The sequence below is a fragment of the Marinimicrobium koreense genome (assembly GCF_003762925.1).
In the GTDB taxonomy this organism is placed as follows: domain Bacteria; phylum Pseudomonadota; class Gammaproteobacteria; order Pseudomonadales; family Cellvibrionaceae; genus Marinimicrobium; species Marinimicrobium koreense.
Genome location: NZ_RJUK01000002.1, coordinates 213548 through 233069, shown reverse-complemented (window position 1 = coordinate 233069; position 19522 = coordinate 213548). Strand labels below are relative to the sequence as shown.

Here is a 19522-nt window from a genome sequence, read left to right as displayed (position 1 = left end):
GAGTGCAGCATTGCGAGCGCTGGCTGAATTTATTTTGCGCGGTCGCTTGCAAGCCACAGCGGTGGCCCTGATTGGTAATTGGGTGCCCCTGCTGACCCCCGCCACCGTGGCTCTGGTCACCTTGCGCGTGGGGAGAAACAACGGTCTGCTGATTCTGCTATGGGGCGTGCTACCGTCACTGCTCCTGCTCGGTTTCAGTCAGATTGCCCCGGCGGTCGCTACGGCGGTGGTCGGGGGAGTGTTACTGACTTACGGCGCCGCGCTGTTTTTACGGCGCGGCAGCGGGTGGGCCACTTGCCTGATGGGCATAGTGGCCGTAGCGACCCTGATGGCGGTCTTGCTGGGCGCTCTGGCCCCAGACGCCGTGCAGGCTGCGCTGCAGAGCTGGAATCAGTTGCTCGAAGAGCTGGCCAGTTCGGTAGACGCGTCAGTGTCGTCCTACAGTGCAACCTTTGTGCTGGGAATGCTGGCCTACGGGATGGCCTTTCCAGCCGCGCTCGGCCTGATGCTCGGGCGTTGGTGGCACTCGCTGGTGGACAACCCCGGTGGGTTCGGGGCGGAGTTTCAGGCTCTGAAACTTCACCCGATACAGGCCGTGACCAGTATGGCCGCCGCCGTGTATTGCCTGTTCCAGGGGTTGGATTACGCACTGTGGTCAGCGTTGTTTCTGCTGCCTTTGGTGCTGCAGGGGGTGGCAATGGTGCACCGCCTGGTAGCCATCAAGGGGCTTGGGGTTCAGTGGCTGTTTGTGTTTTACGCGGTATTGATACTGCTGGAACCTGCGACACAGCTGTTGGCCGTGTTGGCATTTCTGGATACTTGGCTGAATTTTCGCGAGCGGGCAACACCCCGGGCCTGAGGCCCCGCCCGATCGCCGGATCATACAACTTAGAGGGTAAACGAGATGGACGTTATTCTGCTGGAAAAAGTAGGCAAGCTCGGTGGCATTGGCGACCAGGTTGCTGTTAAAGCCGGCTTCGGCCGCAACTTCCTGCTGCCGCAGGGCAAAGCCATTCCGGCCACCGCCGAGAATGTGGCTGAGTTTGAAGCGCGTCGCGCTGAACTGGAAGCCGCTGCTGCCGCCAAGCTGAGCGAAGCCGAAGCGCGCGCCGCCAAGCTGGCGGAAGTCAGCGTTACCATCGGCGCCAACGCGGGCGACGAAGGCAAGCTGTTCGGTTCTATCGGTACTCGCGATATCGCCGATGCCATTACCGCAGCCGGTGTTGAAGTCACCAAAGCCGAAGTCAAACTGCCGGAAGGTGCGCTGCGCGAAATCGGTGAGTACGAGATCGACGTGCAAGTGCATGCTGAAGTCATTCAGGCGGTCAAAGTCAGCGTAGTGGCCGAGTAACGGGCACTACCCTGGGCCGGTCTGATTCCATGGCCGGCGGTGACAAGTCTGACGAAATCGGGCACTATCGACCCCTCGGGGACTGATCGGTAGTGCCCGTTTTTTTGTCCGAGAATTACCTGTACTGAGAGCCCATGTCTGATCTACCCCTGGATCTGCCCTCGGAGGAAGAGACCTCCCCGGCGAAAATGCCCCCGCCGCACTCGGTAGAAGCCGAGCAGGCGGTATTGGGTGGTTTGATGCTGGACAATATGCGCCTGGAAGCGGTGCGCGAAGTGCTGTCCGAACGGGACTTTTACCGGGATGACCACCGCCAGATCTTCCTGCGCATGTGCGAGCTGGCCGAAGAAGACCAGCCACTGGATGTCATTACCCTGTCGGAAGAGCTGCACCGGCACGAGGAGCTGGAGCGGGTCGGCGGACTGGGATATCTGACAGAGTTGGCGGCCAATACCCCCAGTGCGGCCAATATCCTCGCCTACGCCAATATCGTGCGCGAGCGCTCGACGCTGCGCCAGCTCATCAGTGTCGCCCAGGAGATCAGCAAGTCCGGTTACAACCCTCTGGGGCTCGACGCCGACGACCTGCTGCAGATCGCCGAAAAGCGGGTGGCGGAAATTGCCGAGGATCGCCCCAAAGAAGGCGGGCTGACCGACCTGAACGCGCTGCTCAAGGATACCGTACAGCGCATTGACGAACTGTTCCGTTCGGGCAGTGATCTGACCGGGGTCAGCTCCGGCCTGGAGGATCTGGATCAGCGCACGTCCGGCTGGCAGCCCGGCGAACTGGTGATTCTGGCCGCCCGACCCTCCATGGGTAAAACCGCCCTGGCGCTGAATTTTGTCGAGTCCTCCATTTTTACCCAGACGCGCCCGACCCTGGTGTTCAGTATGGAAATGCCCTCGGCGGCACTGGTGATGCGGATGATGTCCTCCATCGGGCGGATTGATCAGGGCAAGATCCGCAACGGTAAGTTGACCGAGGAGGATTGGCCCAAGCTGTCCGCCGCGGTCAGTAAGATGAAAGACAAGCCATTGTTCATCGACGATACCCCGGGGCTTTCGCCCACCGAAATGCGTGCCCGGGTGCGGCGCATTGCCCGCGAGCACGGCAATCCGGCGATGATCATGGTGGACTACCTGCAGTTGATGCAGCTCTCCGGTCCGAGCGAAGGGCGGACCCAGGAGATTTCCGAAATCTCCCGCTCGCTCAAGGCCATGGCCAAGGAATTCGACTGCCCGGTCATTGCGCTGTCCCAGTTGAACCGGGGGGTGGAGCAGCGTCCCAACAAGCGGCCCATGAACTCGGATCTGCGTGAGTCCGGTGCCATCGAGCAGGATGCCGATGTGATTCTCTTCATTTACCGGGATGAGTATTACAACGAGGACAGCCCGGACAAGGGGATTGCCGAGCTGATTCTTGGCAAGCAGCGTAACGGTGAAATCGGCACCTGTCGGGCGGCGTTTATTGGCAAGTTCACCCGCTTCGAAAACCTGGCGCCGGAATATATGCAGCAAGGGGAATATTGATGCATAGGGTGACGCTTTTGCCTCTGAAAGCATGAATCAGGCGCCATGCTGCACAAAGATTGTACATCCCGAAACGACCGTGTATTATCCCGCCCCCAAGTTTGGGTAATTAGGTAACGCTGTGCCTGGCACGGCGTTAGGGTCCGCACCGCGTTGTCGCCTGAAACGAGCCAGCCATGCAGGTATTTCATCAGATTCACTCGCTGCGCACCGCTTTGGCTGAGGAACGTCGCCAGGGCAAGCGTATTGGGTTTGTGCCCACCATGGGCAACCTGCATCAGGCACATCTTGCTCTGGTGCAGCAGGCTCAGGCCAGCTGTGACTGTGTCGTTACCAGTATTTTCGTCAACCCGCTGCAGTTCGGGCTGAACGAAGACTGGGACAAGTACCCCCGGACACTGGCGGCCGACACGGCCAAACTGGAAGCCATCGGCTGCGACTTCCTGTTCTGCCCCGACGAAACCGAGATTTACCCCAACGGCATGGCCGAACAGACCCGGGTCGTCGTGCCCACCATGACCGACGTGCTCTGTGGTGCCAGTCGCCCGGGCCATTTTGAAGGCGTGACGACGGTTGTCACCAAACTGTTCAACATCGTTCAGCCGGATGAGGCGGTGTTCGGTGCCAAAGACTTCCAGCAATTGGCCGTGATCCGCCGGATGGTGGAAGACTTGTGCATGCCGGTCAGGATCAGCGCCGGAGACATTGTGCGCGAAGCCGACGGCCTCGCGCTCAGCTCCCGAAATGGCTTTATTGGTGAGGATGAGCGCCCGCGGGTGTCTCAGTTGTATCGGAGCCTGAGTTGGGTGCGCGAGCAGATTCAGTCCGGTCGGCGCGACTATCTCGTGCTGGCGGAAGAAGCGAAGGAACAGATTGAAAACGCGGGTTTCCGACCCGACTATGTCAGTGTGTGCAACAGTCATACGCTCGACCCGGCGGCCCACGATGACGCCGAAATCACGATTCTCGGCGCGATGTACACTCGGGGTGCGCGCCTGATTGACAATGTATCCCTTGTGCTGGACGCTTGACGTCAGCACCAAACACGGGAGAAGCCTATGCTTTCTACTCTGCTGAAAGGCAAATTGCACATGGCGGCGGTCACCCAGGCCGAGCTCTGGTACGACGGCTCATGCGCCATTGATAGCGATCTGGTGGCGCTGGCTGGGCTGCGCGAGTTTGAACAGATTGATATCTACAACGTCAACAATGGCGAGCGGTTCACCACCTACGTGATCCTGGCGGAAGCCGGATCGGGAACCATCTCCATGAACGGCGCCGCGGCCCGCAAAGTGCAGGTCGGCGATCGGGTCATCATCGCCAGTTACGGGCAGTACAGCGAAGCCGAGCTGCTCAATCACAAGCCTCGCCTGGTGTATCTCGATGAGAACAACCGGGTAGAGCGCACGACCAATACCATTCCGACCCAGGTCGCCTGACCCGGGTTGCCCCGCACCCGCCTCCAATCCGGCGGGTGTGGCTCTCCTTCCTCTCCGGCGCTTTCGAGCTCCTTTGATCGACATCATCCGCTTAACGATTGTTTACGGCTCGGCCGCTTTGGACAACGTTGTCTGTGGCCAATTTCAGAAACTGCTGTTAAGCTTGAGTTTGCGGCTCCGAGCCCGGATCTTGAACACTAGCGTCAACCACGAATTGCAATAACAACTGTCAGCGAGGCTTCTCATGTCCGAACACCACATCCACCCGGTTCCCGATTCCTTCAAAGCGCATGCGGCCATTGATGCGGAGCGCTATCGGGCGATGTACCAGCGCTCAGTAGAGGACCCGGATGGGTTCTGGGCGGAGCAGGCCGACGCCTTTCTGACCTGGGACAAAAAGTGGGACAAGGTGTGTGAGAGCGATCTGCGCAAAGGGGAAGTCGCCTGGTTCAAGGGCGGCAAGCTCAATGTCAGCGTAAACTGCGTCGATCGCCATCTGGAGCAGCGGGCGGATCAGGTCGCCATCATCTGGGAGGGGGATGACCCCTCGGAAGACCAGATGATCACTTACCGGGAATTGCACACCGAAGTCAGCCGGCTGGGCAATCTGTTGCGTGAGCGCGGCGTCAAGAAAGGCGATCGAGTGTGCATTTATATGCCGATGATTCCCGAGGCCACCTACGCCATGCTCGCCTGTGCCCGTCTGGGCGCCATCCACTCGGTGGTGTTTGGTGGCTTCTCCCCTGATGCACTGAAAGACCGGATTCTGGATGCGGATTGCCAGGTGCTGATCACCGCCGATGAGGGGGTTCGCGGTGGCAAACACATCCCGCTGAAAAACAATGCGGACAAGGCGATGAACGCCTGCCCGGGTGTGCATACTTGCCTGGTGGTCAAGCGTACCGGTGCCGATGTCGGCTGGAAGGAAGGTCGGGATATCTGGTACGAACAGGAAGTGGAGCGCCAATCCGATCACTGTGAGCCGGAGAGCATGGATGCCGAAGACCCCCTATTCATTCTGTATACCTCGGGCTCTACCGGCAAACCCAAGGGGGTGCTGCACACCTCCGGTGGCTATCTGCTGCAGTCGGCCATGACCCATAAATATGTATTTGACCACCAGGAAGGTGACGTTTACTGGTGTACGGCGGATGTGGGCTGGGTCACTGGCCACAGCTACATCGTATACGGCCCCCTGGCGAACGGTGCAACCACGCTGATGTTTGAAGGGGTGCCCACCTACCCGGATGCCTCCCGCTGTTGGCAGGTGGTCGACAAGCATATGGTCAACACCTTTTACACCGCGCCCACGGCCATTCGGGCTCTGATGGGGGCGGGCGATAAGTGGGTCACCCAGACCTCCCGTCAGTCCCTGAAGCTGTTGGGAACCGTGGGGGAGCCAATCAATCCCGAGGCGTGGGAGTGGTATTACCGGGTGGTGGGCGAGAGCCGCTGCCCGATCATGGATACCTGGTGGCAGACCGAAACCGGTGCCCATATGCTGACCCCGCTGCCCGGTGCCACCGACCTGAAACCCGGTTCCGCCACTTTGCCCTTCTTCGGGGTGCAGCCGGTGCTGCTGGACAATGAGGGCCATGAAATAGAGGGCGCCGGTTCCGGTAACCTGGCGATCAAGGCGCCCTGGCCAAGCCAGATTCGCACGGTGTATGGCGATCATCAGCGCTGTATCGATACCTATTACAGTGCCTACCCCGGTTACTACTTTACCGGCGACGGTGCCCGTCGGGATGAGGATGGTTATTATTGGATTACCGGCCGGGTGGATGACGTGCTCAACGTCTCCGGCCACCGGATGGGGACCGCGGAAGTGGAGAGTGCGCTGGTGCTGCACCCGAAAGTCTCCGAGGCCGCAGTTGTTGGCTATCCCCACGACATCAAGGGCCAGGGCATCTATGCGTATGTCACCCTGATGGGCGGTGAAGAGCCGAGCGATGCGCTGCGTAAGGAGCTGATTGACCTGTGCGTACAGGAAATCGGCGCCATTGCCAAACCGGATATTATTCAGTGGGCGCCCGGCCTGCCGAAAACCCGCTCGGGTAAAATCATGCGCCGCATCCTGCGCAAAATTGCCGCCAACGAGCTCGATAATCTCGGGGATACCTCAACGTTGGCGGACCCGGCCGTGGTGGATGATCTGATCGATAACCGGGCCAATCAATAAAACCAATTGTGGGAGAGTAGAGACCAATGAATCAGCTTTGGAAGCAACGTTTCGGCACGGGGGTACTGGCCACCGCGTTGGCGGCGGCCGCACTGAATGCCGGGGCCGGTGAGTCGCCCCGGCTCGAACAGCAGTGGGAAACCGAGGGGCTCCGCACTCCGGAGTCTGTGCTTTACCATGAGGTTGATGGCGAAGCCTATCTGCTGGTGGCCGAAATCGAAGGCGAAGGCAATCAGGCCGACGGTAAAGGGGGGATTGCCAAGCTATCCCTGGACGGCGAAATTATTGATCAGGACTGGGCCCGCGGTATGAGCGCCCCGAAAGGCATGGGCGTTCTGCGCAACACTCTCTATGTCGCCGACCTGACCGAGGTTTTGGCAGTGAGCCTGAAAACCGGGCAGATCATGTCCCGGATTCCGGTGGCGGACTCGGTGTTCCTGAACGATGTCGCCATTGATGATGGGGGAACCGTCTATGTCTCCGATACCCGCACGGGCAAGGTCCACCGCATTCTCAGTGACGGTGCTGAGCTGTTTCTGGAGGGCCTGAAAGATCCGAACGGTCTTTACATCGACGGCGACGATATCTATATCGGGGCTGGAAACCGGTTGCTGAGAGCGAATCCCGAAGGCGATCTGGAAACCGTGGCCGAAGGCTTTGAGTCCGGTATTGATGGCGTTGAGAAAATCGGTTCCAACGAGTTTCTGGTGACCTGTTGGGTCGGGCTGGTGTATCACGTCCGTGATGGCCAGGTGACCCGCCTGATGGATACCCGTGATCCGCGCATGAATACCGCCGACCTGGGGTGGAATCCGGATGATGGGGTCACCTATATTCCCACATTCTTCACCGACTCGGTCATTGCCTACCGTTGGCGCTGATGACGGCTCCCCTGATCGACAGCCACTGTCACCTGGATTTTGAGGCTTTTGATCGGGACCGGGAGGCACTCTGGTCGCGGTGTCGATCCGGGGGAGTTCATCAGCTGATTATTCCGGGGACGGATCCGGAGCAATGGGGGCGGGCCCGGGCGCTTTGTGACGCACCGCACTCCAATTGGTACTTCGCCGCCGGTATGCATCCCTGGTGGCAGGAGCGGGCCGTTGAAGGCTGGGAGGCGGTGTGTCGGGATTTCCTGGCTCACCCCCGCTGTGTGGCGGTGGGGGAGTGTGGCCTGGATAAGCTTATCGATACTCCGATGGGCGAGCAGGAGTCCCTGCTGGACATCCATCTTGAACTGGCCCGTGGCTCTGACAAACCGCTCATTCTTCACTGCGTCAAAGCCCACAATGAGCTGATCCGGCGGCTCAAACGTCACCGGTTTCCTCGGGGCGGTGTAGTTCATGCCTTCAGCGGTAGCGAGGATATTGCGCAAACCTATTGGCAGATGGGATTTCGGCTCGGCGTGGGAGGTGTCATCACCTATGAGCGCGCCCGCAAAACCCGGGATGCGGTCAGCCGGGTGCCGTTTGAGGCATTGTTGCTGGAAACCGATGCGCCGGACATGCCGGTGTCGGGGCGACAGGGTGAGCGCAACAGCCCGGAGTTCTTACCGTTGATTGCCCAGGCGCTCGCCGGTTTGAGGGGTTGCACCGAGGAGCAGGTGGCCCGTCAGACCACCGACAATGCCCGGCAGCTCTTCGGTATCTGAGTGGCGGCTCAATTTGATGCGAAAGCGTCGGTTCAACAGCCCCGGTCCTGAAGGTAGCGCTCCACAGCCTGACTGGCGGCGGCGAACCCGAAACTGCCTGTGACCATTACTGCCGAGCCCAATCCCCCGCCACAGTCCAGTTTGACGCCGCTGTCCGGGTCCCGGTTGCCCTTGTCACCCACGCACACGCTGCCGTCCAACTGAGGGAAGTGCATCTGCTCATTGGAATAAATGGCGTCCACTCGAAAGCGTCGCTTGGCGTCCTTGCGGAATCCGTAATGTCGAAAAAGCAGATTGCGTACCTTGCGCAGCATGGGGTCGTAAGTGGTTTGTGCCAGGTCGGAACAGACAATCTGCTTTGGGTCCCGCTTCCCGCCCGACGAGCCCACGGTGACCAGGCGGCCCTTGAGGCGGCTGACGTAGGCCACCAGGTGTGCTTTGATGTGGGCGGAGTCGATGGCATCAATCACAACGTCGTGGTCGCGATTGATCAGTTGTTCAATATTGTCACTGGTCAGAAAGGTTTCCTCGCTGTGAACTGTCAGCTCGGGGTTGATGGCCTTGAGGCGATCGCTCACCACCTGATTCTTGGATGCGCCGATATAGCCCTCCAAAGCGTGCAGTTGCCGGTTGGTGTTAGTCACGCACACACCGTCGAGCTCGATCAGGGTCAGGGTCCCGACGCCGGTACGCGCCAGGGCCTCCGCTGCCCAGCTGCCCACGCCGCCGAGGCCGACCACCGCAAAATGAGCACCTGCCAGATGCTCCAGAGCCGGTTCGCCATAAAGCCGTGCCAGGGCGCCAAAGCGTTGCCGGTAAGCGGGCGTCAGAGTCATGCTGTGCTCCTCAAGTGCAGGGGTAAGCTGGATAATGTGCCATTGTAAAAGATTTGAGCACATCGGCCTAAATAAAGCCGTGTTAAACCTTGAGATATCCCCAAAGCTGTGCAACTATTAGCGCGCTGGAATCTAATATAAGCCTTAAGCAGGGTCCGTTGTCCGTCGTTTGATAAAGGACGCGATCGATGCAAAAAGGCGATCAGCCAAATTATAAAGTGAGAGAGGATAGGGAGAAATGAACCATTCAAACGACGTTCTTCCAGTCGGGTTTACTGCTGTCGACAGACAGTCGGGCTCGGTTGTCCCGCGTTTCAGACCTGCGTTAGCAAATCCTTTGTAACGATACCTGTGTTAAGTCAAGTGCCAGCGTTGGTACGGGCTTTCCATTTTCACTTTGGTGATTTCCCCGAAGGGAGTTGCTGTGGCTGTACGTTAGAGTCGCATCTGGTTTGTGCATCCTTGCAGGCCAGCGTGTTCCAGTAGTGAGAGTCAAAGACATCAGTCTACATAATAAACCAGGAGGCACCATGTCCCTTTTTAACTACAAGTTTGGTAAGCAATTCTTGGCCAACACATCCATGACCGCTCTGGCACTGGCCGTTGCCGGCGCCGCCCAGGCCCAGGCGCCTGCGGATGAACCGGTACTGGAAGAAGTGGTGGTTACCGGTTTCCGCCAGAGTCTGGCTCAGGCCCTGGATGTGAAACGTGACAGTGTTGGTTCTGTCGATGCCATTATGGCCGAAGACATCGCCGACTTCCCGGACCAGAACCTGGCCGAATCCCTGCAGCGTATCCCCGGTATTGCCATCACCCGTGACTCCGGCGAAGGCCGCGAGATTTCTGTGCGAGGCCTGTCCGGTGAGTTTACCCGTATCCGTATCAACGGTATGGAAGCGATTGCCGCAACCGGTGGTGAAGGTGGGCCCAACCGCAGCCGTAGCTTTGACTTCAACGTCTTCGCTTCCGAGCTATTCAACTCCATCGTCGTGCGCAAGACGGCATCGGCGAACGTGGACGAAGGTTCACTGGGGGCCGTGGTCGACCTGAATACCGGGCGTCCCTTTGGTTATGACGAAGGCCTGACTCTGGTCGGTGCTGTTGAAGGTCAGTACAACGACCTGAATGAAGATTTTGGTCCTCGCGTCACTGGCTTGTTCGCCTATAACGACCCGGAAGGTATCTGGGGTGTATCAGCGTCAGTCGCTTATTCAGATAACAGCACCAGCGAAATGGGGCAGAACACCGTTCGCTGGCAAGCTGCGGATTTTGCCAGTGTTGAAGGCGTGGACTGTACCGCCAATCCGGATGATTCGGGTTGTGTTGAAGTCGGTAACGGCTTCCACCCGCGTATTCCCCGCTACGGTCTGATCGATGTCGATCGCAAGCGCTTGGGTATTACCGGTGGTCTGCAGTTCCGTCCGACCGATGCCACGACAGTGAGCCTGGATCTGTTGTACTCCGAGCTGGACGCTTCCCGTGCGGAAAAATGGGGCGAAGTCCTGTTCCGCGGTAACGAAGGTGGTATGGACGTGGTCGATTACACCTACGACGCGGCCAGCAACAACCTGAACTCCATGACCGTGAACAACGCCTGGGTCCGGAATGAAAACTTCCTGAAAGCCTGGACCACCGAGTTCAACCAGGTGTCTTTGGATGTTGAGCATGAGTTCAATGAAGACCTGACCGGTCACTTCCTGGCGGGCACCTCGGAATCCGAGCTGGACTTCCCCTACGAAATCACGTTCATGTACGACGATCGTGATTATCAGGGCTTCAGCTACGATTATACCGATGATGAATTCCCGGTCATCGCGTTCAACGGACCGGATGTGACTGATCCGACCAACTTCCAGATGTCCGAATTCCGTGATCGTCCGACAAACACCGTACACGGTTTTGATACGGTCGCGGGTGATTTCACCTACTACCTGAACGATGCGTACTCTGTCGATTTTGGTGCTAGCTACAAGAAGTTCACCTTTGATACCGAAGGCTACCGTCGCGATACCGGTGTTTGCGGAGCTGAATTGATTGATTGCTCCAGCGATGACGTCTACGGAATTCCCGGTACCGACGCTCTGAGCGAAGTCTTTACTTTCGACGACAAAATGGGTTCTGGCTCTACCAGCCAGTGGGTGATTCCCGACCTGTGGGCCTGGGCCGACGAAATTGACCTGTTCAATCAGGAAGCGCGTCAGGACCAGGGCAACATTCGTAGCGTTGAAGAAGAAAGCACCTCTCTGTTTGTGCAGTTGAACGGTGAGACGCAACTGGCCGGCAAGGACTTCATGTTTGACGTTGGTGTTCGTTACGCCGAAACCGATCAGACATCTTCCGGTTACAACTCCGGTCAGTTTGTCACCGTAAAGCGTGATACTTACGATGACGTACTGCCGTCGTTCAACACCGCCATGTATCTGACCGAAGACCTGATTTGGCGCGTGTCCGGTGCCAGTGTGATGACCCGTCCGGGACTGGGCAACCTGAGTCCTGGTGGTAGCGTTGACAGCTTCAACTACAGCGTATCGTTCCAGAATCCGCAACTGGATCCGACCCGTGCAGATTCTTTTGATACCTCGTTGGAGTGGTATTTTGCAGACGAGGCGATCGCGTCTATTGCCTTGTTTACCAAAGATATCGAGTCACGTCCGATTGGCGTAGAGCGTGAGGGCACCTATGCCTCTACCGGTCTGCCCTTGTCCCTGCTGGCGCCAACCTCCCCGGCCGAGGCGGATCCGGAAGGTCGTCCCTGGACCATTTCTTCACTGGAAAATGGCCCGGGCGCAGAAGTGAAAGGTTTTGAGCTGGCGCTGCAGGCTCCGTTCTCAACCTTTACCGATGCGGAGCTGATGCGGGACTTCGGCTTTATTGCCAACTACACCTATGTAGACTCGGATGTAGACTATACCTTTGGGGATGAAGTGGTCAGCGAGCGTCTGTTCGGATTGTCCAACAATTCCTACAACGCGACCGTCTATTATGAGAATGAGCGCTTCAACGCTCGTATCTCCGCGGCCTATCGTGATGATTACATCACCGGCACCAGCGGTACCGGAAACCGTTTTGAAGGCTACGAAGGTACCTTCAATGTCGATTTCTCCGCAGGCTACGAGCTGAACGACAACCTCGACATCAACTTTGAAGCGCTGAACCTCACTGATGACTACCAGGATCGCTGGACCGACATCTCCGAGAAGCGTCGCTATGAGTACGACCATACCGGTCGTGTCTTCAAAGTCGGTGTGAAGTACCAGTACTAAGCGAACCCCACCTTCGGGTGTGCTTTGATCAACCCCGGAAGCCGCCAGGCTTCCGGGGTTTTTTTATGCATTAGGCAAAGTGGGCGGGTCTGTGTCATGCTATTGAGTACGGGGTTTTAGACGACTATTGCCAATACTCAGGAGGTGTCCAGACCGTGGGACTACGACTGCCCGCCAGAGCCGAAAATGCCCAAGGCGAGCCTCGCCGTATTGGGGTCGAGCTGGAAATGAATGGTCTGACGCTGGATCAGCTCAGTGAGCTGGTGGCGGATTACCTGTCTCTGACCGTCAAGCCGAATGGGCGCTATGAACGGGTGCTCAGTGGCGACCCTGCCGGGGACTGGGGTGTGGAACTGGATTTCCGCCTGCTCAAGGAGCTCGGGCGGGAGGAGCGTGATCGGGGCACCTTCTCTGGTGAACTCGGAGACTCGGCCGAAGAGGTTCTGAAGTGGTTGGCCGACTCACTGGTGCCGATGGAGCTGGTCAGCCCGCCGCTGCCCATGACCCGGCTCGATGAGGTAGAGGAAATCATCCGACGCTTGCGCGCGGCCGGCGCCAAGGGGACCTCGGATCGTCTGATCAACGCCTTCGGTATGCAGCTGAACCCGGAGGTGCCCGAAGAAAAAACCGGAACGATAACCGCTTATCTCAAAGCGTTTTCCTGTCTGTACGACTGGCTTTATGCGCGGGCGGACATCAATCTGTCCCGTCAGGTCACTCACTATATTGATCCCTATCCCACGGATTATCGACGCCTGTTGGCCAGAGCGGATTACTGGCCTGATCAGAGTCAGTTGATCGATGACTATCTCGCGCACAATCCCTCGCGAAATCGCGCGCTGGACATGTTGCCACTGTTTGCTCACCTGGATGAACCCCGCGTGCGACAGCAGTTGGATGACCCCTTGATCAAGGCGCGTCCGGCGTTTCATTACCGTTTGCCGGATTGTGAAATCCATCGTCCGGACTGGACCCTGGCGTTGGCCTGGAATGACTGGCTGGAAGTGGAAGCTCTGGCGGCGGATGCGCCACGCCTGGCGGACTGTTGCCGGTCGTACCATGAGTTTCTGGCTGATCCGCTGGATCGTTGGTTTGGTGATTGGGTCCAGCAGGTGGAGGATCGATGGTTGCGCCGTTAGTGGCGGTGACCGGGCCGCAGCGAGGTGCGTTCGGCCCCCGTTTTCTGGTCGCTCAAGTGCTGCGTCTGTATGGTGCCCGCCCGATACAGGTGCGTCCCAGTGATGTCGACGCACTGCCGGACTTTGATGCGGTGGTGGTGACCGGCGGACACGACGTGCAACCGGTGTTGTACGGTGCGGAGCCCGAGGTCCATCCCAAGTATGATCCCGAACGGGATGAGCTGGAAAAGCGGGTCATTCACAAAGCCCTGGCGGAACATCGTCCGTTGTTGGGGATTTGCCGGGGGGCACAGCTACTGAACGTGTGCCTCGGCGGTACACTGGTGCAGGATCTTCGTCTGCATCGGCGCAAAACCTCGCATCGACGTACCATTCTGCCTCTTAAAACACTGGACGTCGTGCCGGGAACGCTCTTGCTGAAACTGCTGGGGCAGGGGGCCCAGAGAATCAATAGCCTGCACAATCAGGCCATCGATCGTTTGGGGCGGGGGTTGCACATCGCTGGGCGGGACCACGATGGTATCGTGCAGGCGGTTGAGGATCCCGCTTACGGTTATTTATTGGGCGTTCAATGGCATCCGGAATTTTTGTTGTACCGCCGTTCGCAGCGGCACCTGTTTCGCGCTTTGATTGCGAGCATAAAAAAGCCGGCCCTGGGGTGAGGCCGGCAAACTGTGCAAACGCACGTGGGTGGAGTTAAGTAATCAGAAGCGCAGGCGCAGGCCAACCTTGACGGTGTCGAGGTCGGTGTCCTCAACGTTCGGTAGTTCCTCGAGGCGCGTATCGATTTCGTAGCGGCTGTACTCGACGATCATGTTCAGGTTCTGCGCCAGGCGGAAATCCATGCCTGCTGCGTAGAAGGGATCGTCACCGTCGGTATCACCCGAACCCACGGGGGTGTCGATATCCGCTTCCCAGAAAAACTGCCCGCCTTTGGCATACAGGCCCCAGCTGTCGGACAGCGGCAGGCGCCCGATCACCGCCATGCCGTAGCCTTCGGCGTCTGCGGTCGCCAGGTCGTTGCCGTACTCGCCGAAATAGGTCGCGCTGGCTTCCAGGCCCACATAGGGGTTGAAAAAGCCCCCGAAGCTCAATTCAAAAAAATCCTTTTCATCATCAAATTCTCCGCCACGGGCCTTGAAGCCACCGTAGCTGCCACCGACGTAGACATGGGCCGCGTTCTCGTTGTGGGAGACGCTGTCCTGTGCCAGTGCGGCGCCGGAGGTCAGCGCCAGTGCGCCTGCGATACCGTACATGATTGACTGTTTCATAGGATCATTCCTCTTTGGTTGTGATTGACAAAGCATGTCAGTGAACATTGAAACGGTCCGGTGAGTCCGGAATTCATTCCTCTTTCGGTGTCACATTCAGGGTGCTCTCGACGGAGCGCACCCCCTGCGTATTCAGCGTCGTGTAATACGCCAGTTCCTGCTGATCTCGGTGATCAACCTCCCCGCCCAGGGTGACGTGCCCCTGCTGTGTGTCGACCGCAATGCGGGCGCCGGGCAGGTTGATGTTGGCCAGCAGCCGGGTTTTGACCTTGGCCAGGAGCGCGCTGTCAGACTGTTGCTCGCTCCATGCCGGCGATGAGTGGTGGTCCTCAGTCAAACGGGGGTTCACTTGAAGCTGGTTGCTCACCGTGTCGATTCCGTCAATACTCATCGCAAGTTCCTGTGCAAGATCCCGCTGCACGTGTGACTCCACTTCGCCAACGAGTGTGGCGCGATTTTCCCGAACCTCGACCTGAATCGTGGAAGCATCCAGGGACGGGTGGAACAGGTAGACGCCTTCAATCTGGCCACGCTGTCGTTGCTCTACCAGATGCGCTTCCTGTGCTGCCTCGGTCGGGGGCTGTTGTTCTTCACTGCTGGCCTGTTGAGTCAGCAGCGTCATGGTGGCAGCCGTCAGGCTGATGCCAATAATCCAGTAGCTGTAACGTCCCAGACGGGCTAGCGGTGTCATTGTGTGCTCCCCAACGGTTCGGAAATTTCAGTAAAGTGACCGGAACGGCGCGGGGCCGCTCCGGTTCGGCATGACAATTACTGCCAGCCGCTTCCACTGCCCTGTCCTTCGTATTCGGACTGGGTTACTTCGCCATCTCCATCGCTGTCCATGGACTCAAAGCGGCGGTCACTGATGCCGCTGTTTTTGGCTTCGTCCTTGTTGATGCTGCCGTCACCGTTCTGGTCGATCACCGAGAACGCGGAGTCGGCGCCGCTTCCCTGAGTCTGAGTGTCATCCTGAGCAACTGCGCTCAGGGTTCCCAAAGACAGAAGTGCGGTGGTTGCAATCACAGATACAATTTTCATAATTCACCTCATCATTCCTGTTGGTGTGTTACCAGCTATTGACGCGCCGGTACCGAAGCATGTCAGGCATCGGTGCTGAGTCTTTTTTGCCTGACGCCGAGGTGTATTGCCAAGGTCGTGCCACCTTTAAAAAAATATTTATTTTCAATCACTTAGCTAAATTGCTACCCGTTTGGTGGAACTTTTCCACCGATACAGTGTTGCTAAAGTGCGACGGAGTTTTGGTTTATTGGGCGCGAGGCCCGCTATGATCGGTGGGCGAGGGTGTTTCTTATTGGCAACAGTGCGCCCGCGTTTTGAACGGTCCGGGTGGTCGCCATCGCTACGAGGAAAAATTCATGCCGCACCGAAGAGGCCTGTCACTGTCCCAGCAATGGTTGTTGATTGCCGTGGTGACATTGGTGCCGATGCTGGCACTGGTGGCCTATGCGTCCTGGTCGTTTTATCAGCAGATGCACACCCAGCGCCTGCTGGTGGATCACTCCGACGCGCTGGTCAGCCGGCAGTCGGGATTGAATGCCCAGGTGCGTGATCTGGAGCGCTTTGCCCGGCAATATCGCCTGCTGCGTGATGTGACGTTTCTCGAACCCTATCAACAGAAGCGTGATGCAATTTTGACCGAGCTGGACCAACTGACCCAGTTGTTTGAGGGCGGTACTTCGCGGCGTATTGAACGTGTTGCCAAACCGCAACAGAGCGTGGTTTACGGCGCGCTTGTCGCGCTTGAAAATACGCTGCATGCCCTGAATGATGAAGCAATTCAATCCTGGCAGGACGAAGAATTTACCGAGCAACTCGCCGTTCTCTCCCAGCGTCGCTCCGCACTCGATGAGGCCGTCAGTGAATACGTTGCGGTGCTCAGTGATCGTAACGAGGCGGCGCTTCAACAGATTCTGTGGCGCCTGTCTCTGTTGGGAATGATCAGTCTTCCCGTGACCTTGACGCTTATGGCACTGGGGTTCTGGCAGATGATTCGCCCACTGCGCCGATTGTCGTCAGCGATCCGTCATTTGGGCCACCGCGATTGGGAAACCCCTATCCGGGTCACCGGCCCCCGGGACCTGCAGGCGCTGGGCGAGCGGCTGGAATGGTTGCGGGGCCAGTTGCTGGCGGTCGAGCAGCAAAAGCAGATATTTTTGCGCCATGTGTCGCACGAACTGAAAACACCACTGTCCGCGATCGTGGAAGCGGGGTCCTTACTGCAGGATGAAGTGCCGGGGCCGATCAATGCTCGCCAACAGAATGTTTTGCGAATTCTGCTCGAGAATTCACAAAATCTGCAGGAACTTATTCAGCAGTTATTGAACTACAACGTCATAACCCACAATGTCACGGTAGAGGATCGAACCGTGGCCATGGAACCGCTGTGTGCGCGAATTACCCAGCGCCTCGATCAACAGAACCTGCGTCATCGGGTGACCTGGGATTACCAGGGCAGCCCCGGGAGCCTGAACGGCGACACTCACCTGCTGGAAATGATATTGACCAACTTACTGTCCAATGCCTATCACTATTCATCCGATGGCGGCGTCGTGCGCGTGCGCTGGGGAGTTGACCAGAGTGGCGCCTGGTTGTCCGTTGCCGATCAGGGGCCGGGTATTCACCCGAACGATCAGGACAAAATATTTCAGCCGTTTGTGCAGGGACGTGTCCGTCGGCACGGATCGGTACACGGTAGCGGAGTGGGGCTGGCGATTGTCAAAGAGTCAGTGGCCCGGCTCGGAGGCAGTATTGAGCTGACGTCGGCCCCGGGGGAAGGCAGCTGTTTTCTGCTTCGCTATCCGGTGTCAGAAGCGTCCCGGGCGTTACCGATCAGTGAGGCATCGACATGATGAAACTTCGGCTGGTATGCCTGTTGTTACTGTTCAGTGGATGCGTTCATTGGGAGGACCGTGCGGCCGACTCCGCAGTGCGCCCTCAACCGGTACCTTCGCCGCAGGCGCCGGCTAAAGAAGTCACCAGCCACCATACGTTTCACAATCTGGAAGCTCTGGTAACCTTCCGTCATCAGGCCTGCCAACTGCCGGTGGAAGAGCGGGATCAACTGCTCAACGCCTATCGCGAAATGACGTCGGATGAAGCGGTATTGGGTTCGCTGATGCTGGCGACCTGTGAGCCGGATCAGACGCCGGGCCTGTTGGCCAACTCGTTGGTCGCCGCCCGGAGTATCGAGCGTCCGCCGCCCGGTTTTTCAGCATTCCTGGAGCTGTTGGCCGCCGAGGCGAAGTCTTATGCGTTGCTGGAAAGACGGCTGAAAAACACCCAGAAAAAACTCGACGATATGATTGACGGTATTCGAGCCATTGAGGCGGAAATGGGTGAGTCGACGGATGAGGATGCGCTGCGATGAGTGAAGCCCGAACAGCCGCGACAGAACAACCGCTGATTTTATTGGTGGACGATGACCCGGACATTCTCCAGCTCCTGAGTATGCGACTGAATGCCTCCGGCTACCGGGTGACGACTGCGAGCTCGGGCGAGGAAGCCCTGGCCAGCCTGGATCGCGAACAGGCCGCCGCGGTGATTACCGATCTGCGCATGGAGCCGATGGATGGCATGGCCCTGTTCGCGCACATACAGCAGAACTGGCCCAACGTGCCAGTTATCATGCTCACGGCCCACGGTTCCATTCGCGAAGCGGTTGAGGCAACCCAGCAGGGTTTGTTCTCTTTTCTGACCAAGCCGATCGATAATCGGGAGTTACGCCAGGTGCTGGATCAGGCGCTTGAGCTGGGCGGGTTGGGAGCGGCCCCCAAAGCGGGCTGGTCCGATGCCATCGTTACCCGCAGTGAGCTGATGTTCAAACGCCTGGAGCAGGCTCGCCGGCTGGCGCGCAGTGACATCAATGTACTGATCGGCGGTGAGAGTGGAACCGGTAAGGAGCTGCTGGCCCAGGCGGTCCATAACGCCAGCGCCCGGGCGGAGCAGCCCTTTATCGCCGTCAATTGTGGAGCCATTCCGGCGGACCTGCTGGAATCCGAGCTGTTTGGTCACGTCAAAGGAGCGTTCACCGGTGCGACCCATAATCGGGATGGTCTCTTTCTGGCGGCCGATGGCGGCACCCTGTTTCTGGACGAGATTGGCGATATGCCCCTGAACCTGCAGGTCAAACTGCTGCGCGTGTTACAGGAGCGCAAGGTTCGGCCTCTGGGGTCATCGGCCGATCAGCCGGTGGATGTCCGGATCATCTCCGCAACCCACCGGGATCTGGAGCAGGCCATCGCCGCCCAGGACTTCCGGGAAGATCTGTATTACCGGCTGAACGTTGCCCAGTTGGCGCTCCCGCCGCTGCGCGAGCGCAAGGAAGATATTCCCTTGCTGGCCCGCTCTTTCCTCGATGATATTGCCCAGCGTACCGGCGACGCGGTGCGCCAGCTGTCGCCCGGTGGGCAGCGGATGTTACTGCAGTTCGATTGGCCCGGTAATATCCGCCAGTTACGCAACGTCATTGAACAGTTGGTGGCGTTATCACCAGCACCGCTGATCGCCGAGTCGCTGATCGCGGAGGTATTGCCCGAGCAGGGGGCGCCGGCGCTGGTGCCTCTGAAGGAAGCCAAGCGGCAGTTTGAGCGGGATTATGTGGTGCGCATACTGCGAATGACCGGCGGCAACATTACTGAGGCGGCGCGGCTGGCGGGGCGAAACCGCTCGGATTTCCATAAAATCATGAAACGCCATGAGCTCGACAGCGAGCGCTTTCGGTCGGCCTAGCGAACCGTCGCTGTCACACGTTTTTGTCGCACGTTTTGTCGCACATAGTCACTACCGGCCGGAGCCCGTATAATCGGCGCAACTGAATGTTGCCTCACACAGCGGAGCCCAC

18 protein-coding genes are annotated in these 19522 nt (G+C 58.4%); 14 read left to right on the top strand and 4 right to left on the bottom strand.

What is annotated here, in order from left to right:
• Positions 1-10: 10 nt before the first annotated feature.
• The 8 genes from EDC38_RS13555 (at position 11) to EDC38_RS13520 (ending at position 8152) form a co-directional block, all read left to right on the top strand.
• The gene (locus EDC38_RS13555) at positions 11-859 is read left to right on the top strand and encodes a YybS family protein (protein ID WP_123639107.1); all 849 of its coding nucleotides are present in this window, start codon (positions 11-13) and stop codon (positions 857-859) included.
• A gap of 45 nt (positions 860-904) precedes the next feature.
• Positions 905-1351, top strand: a complete 447-nt coding sequence (gene rplI, locus EDC38_RS13550) for a 50S ribosomal protein L9 (RefSeq protein ID WP_024462250.1) — start codon at positions 905-907, stop codon at positions 1349-1351.
• Positions 1352-1539: 188 nt separating this feature from the next.
• A complete protein-coding gene (dnaB, locus tag EDC38_RS13545) occupies positions 1540-2880 on the top strand; it encodes a replicative DNA helicase (protein ID WP_123639271.1) in 1341 nt (446 codons plus the stop codon).
• A gap of 176 nt (positions 2881-3056) precedes the next feature.
• The gene (panC, locus tag EDC38_RS13540; protein WP_024462252.1) at positions 3057-3911 is read left to right on the top strand and encodes a pantoate--beta-alanine ligase; all 855 of its coding nucleotides are present in this window, start codon (positions 3057-3059) and stop codon (positions 3909-3911) included.
• Between the two features lie 27 nt (positions 3912-3938).
• On the top strand, positions 3939-4319 hold the full coding sequence (panD, locus tag EDC38_RS13535) for an aspartate 1-decarboxylase (protein WP_024462253.1): 381 nt from the start codon (positions 3939-3941) through the stop codon (positions 4317-4319).
• Between the two features lie 244 nt (positions 4320-4563).
• Positions 4564-6501, top strand: a complete 1938-nt coding sequence (gene acs, locus EDC38_RS13530; protein ID WP_024462254.1) for an acetate--CoA ligase — start codon at positions 4564-4566, stop codon at positions 6499-6501.
• 26 nt (positions 6502-6527) lie between these two features.
• Entirely contained in the window at positions 6528-7382 is an 855-nt protein-coding gene (locus EDC38_RS13525; RefSeq protein ID WP_024462255.1) for an NHL repeat-containing protein, read from the top strand.
• Entirely contained in the window at positions 7382-8152 is a 771-nt protein-coding gene (locus tag EDC38_RS13520; protein ID WP_123639106.1) for a TatD family hydrolase, read from the top strand. The genes EDC38_RS13525 and EDC38_RS13520 overlap by 1 nt, the downstream gene beginning before the upstream one ends.
• Positions 8153-8184: 32 nt before the next feature.
• Here EDC38_RS13520 and EDC38_RS13515 read toward each other — a convergent pair whose 3' ends face one another.
• Positions 8185-8988, bottom strand: coding sequence for a tRNA threonylcarbamoyladenosine dehydratase (locus tag EDC38_RS13515; RefSeq protein WP_123639105.1), 804 nt, complete (start codon positions 8986-8988; stop codon positions 8185-8187).
• A 530-nt stretch (positions 8989-9518) separates the two neighbouring features.
• On the opposite strand from EDC38_RS13515, the gene EDC38_RS13510 reads away from it, so the two are divergent.
• The 3 genes from EDC38_RS13510 to EDC38_RS13500 all read left to right on the top strand — a co-directional run bounded on the left by EDC38_RS13510 (position 9519) and on the right by EDC38_RS13500 (position 14052).
• Positions 9519-12251, top strand: a complete 2733-nt coding sequence (locus EDC38_RS13510; protein WP_123639104.1) for a TonB-dependent receptor — start codon at positions 9519-9521, stop codon at positions 12249-12251.
• A gap of 155 nt (positions 12252-12406) precedes the next feature.
• Entirely contained in the window at positions 12407-13390 is a 984-nt protein-coding gene (locus EDC38_RS13505) for an amidoligase family protein (protein WP_211331136.1), read from the top strand.
• Positions 13375-14052, top strand: coding sequence for a gamma-glutamyl-gamma-aminobutyrate hydrolase family protein (locus tag EDC38_RS13500; RefSeq protein ID WP_123639103.1), 678 nt, complete (start codon positions 13375-13377; stop codon positions 14050-14052). The genes EDC38_RS13505 and EDC38_RS13500 overlap by 16 nt, the downstream gene beginning before the upstream one ends.
• A gap of 42 nt (positions 14053-14094) precedes the next feature.
• Here the strand turns inward: EDC38_RS13500 and EDC38_RS13495 are convergent, their stop codons facing one another.
• The 3 genes from EDC38_RS13495 to EDC38_RS13485 form a co-directional block, all read right to left on the bottom strand.
• The gene (locus EDC38_RS13495) at positions 14095-14661 is read right to left on the bottom strand and encodes a porin family protein (RefSeq protein ID WP_024462261.1); all 567 of its coding nucleotides are present in this window, start codon (positions 14659-14661) and stop codon (positions 14095-14097) included.
• A 73-nt stretch (positions 14662-14734) separates the two neighbouring features.
• Positions 14735-15352, bottom strand: coding sequence for a BON domain-containing protein (locus EDC38_RS13490; protein ID WP_123639102.1), 618 nt, complete (start codon positions 15350-15352; stop codon positions 14735-14737).
• 77 nt (positions 15353-15429) lie between these two features.
• Positions 15430-15699, bottom strand: coding sequence for an EF-hand domain-containing protein (locus EDC38_RS13485; RefSeq protein WP_123639101.1), 270 nt, complete (start codon positions 15697-15699; stop codon positions 15430-15432).
• A 338-nt stretch (positions 15700-16037) separates the two neighbouring features.
• Between EDC38_RS13485 and EDC38_RS13480 the strand changes: the two genes are divergently transcribed.
• The 3 genes from EDC38_RS13480 to EDC38_RS13470 are packed head-to-tail and all read left to right on the top strand — an operon-like array spanning position 16038 to position 19410.
• Positions 16038-17531 (top strand): sensor histidine kinase, encoded by a 1494-nt coding sequence (locus EDC38_RS13480; RefSeq protein WP_123639100.1) that lies wholly within the window; start codon positions 16038-16040, stop codon positions 17529-17531.
• Complete coding sequence (locus EDC38_RS13475; protein WP_123639099.1) at positions 17528-18049, top strand: hypothetical protein; 522 nt, start codon at positions 17528-17530, stop codon at positions 18047-18049. The genes EDC38_RS13480 and EDC38_RS13475 overlap by 4 nt, the downstream gene beginning before the upstream one ends.
• Positions 18046-19410, top strand: coding sequence for a sigma 54-interacting transcriptional regulator (locus EDC38_RS13470; protein ID WP_123639098.1), 1365 nt, complete (start codon positions 18046-18048; stop codon positions 19408-19410). The genes EDC38_RS13475 and EDC38_RS13470 overlap by 4 nt, the downstream gene beginning before the upstream one ends.
• Positions 19411-19522: the final 112 nt, after the last annotated feature.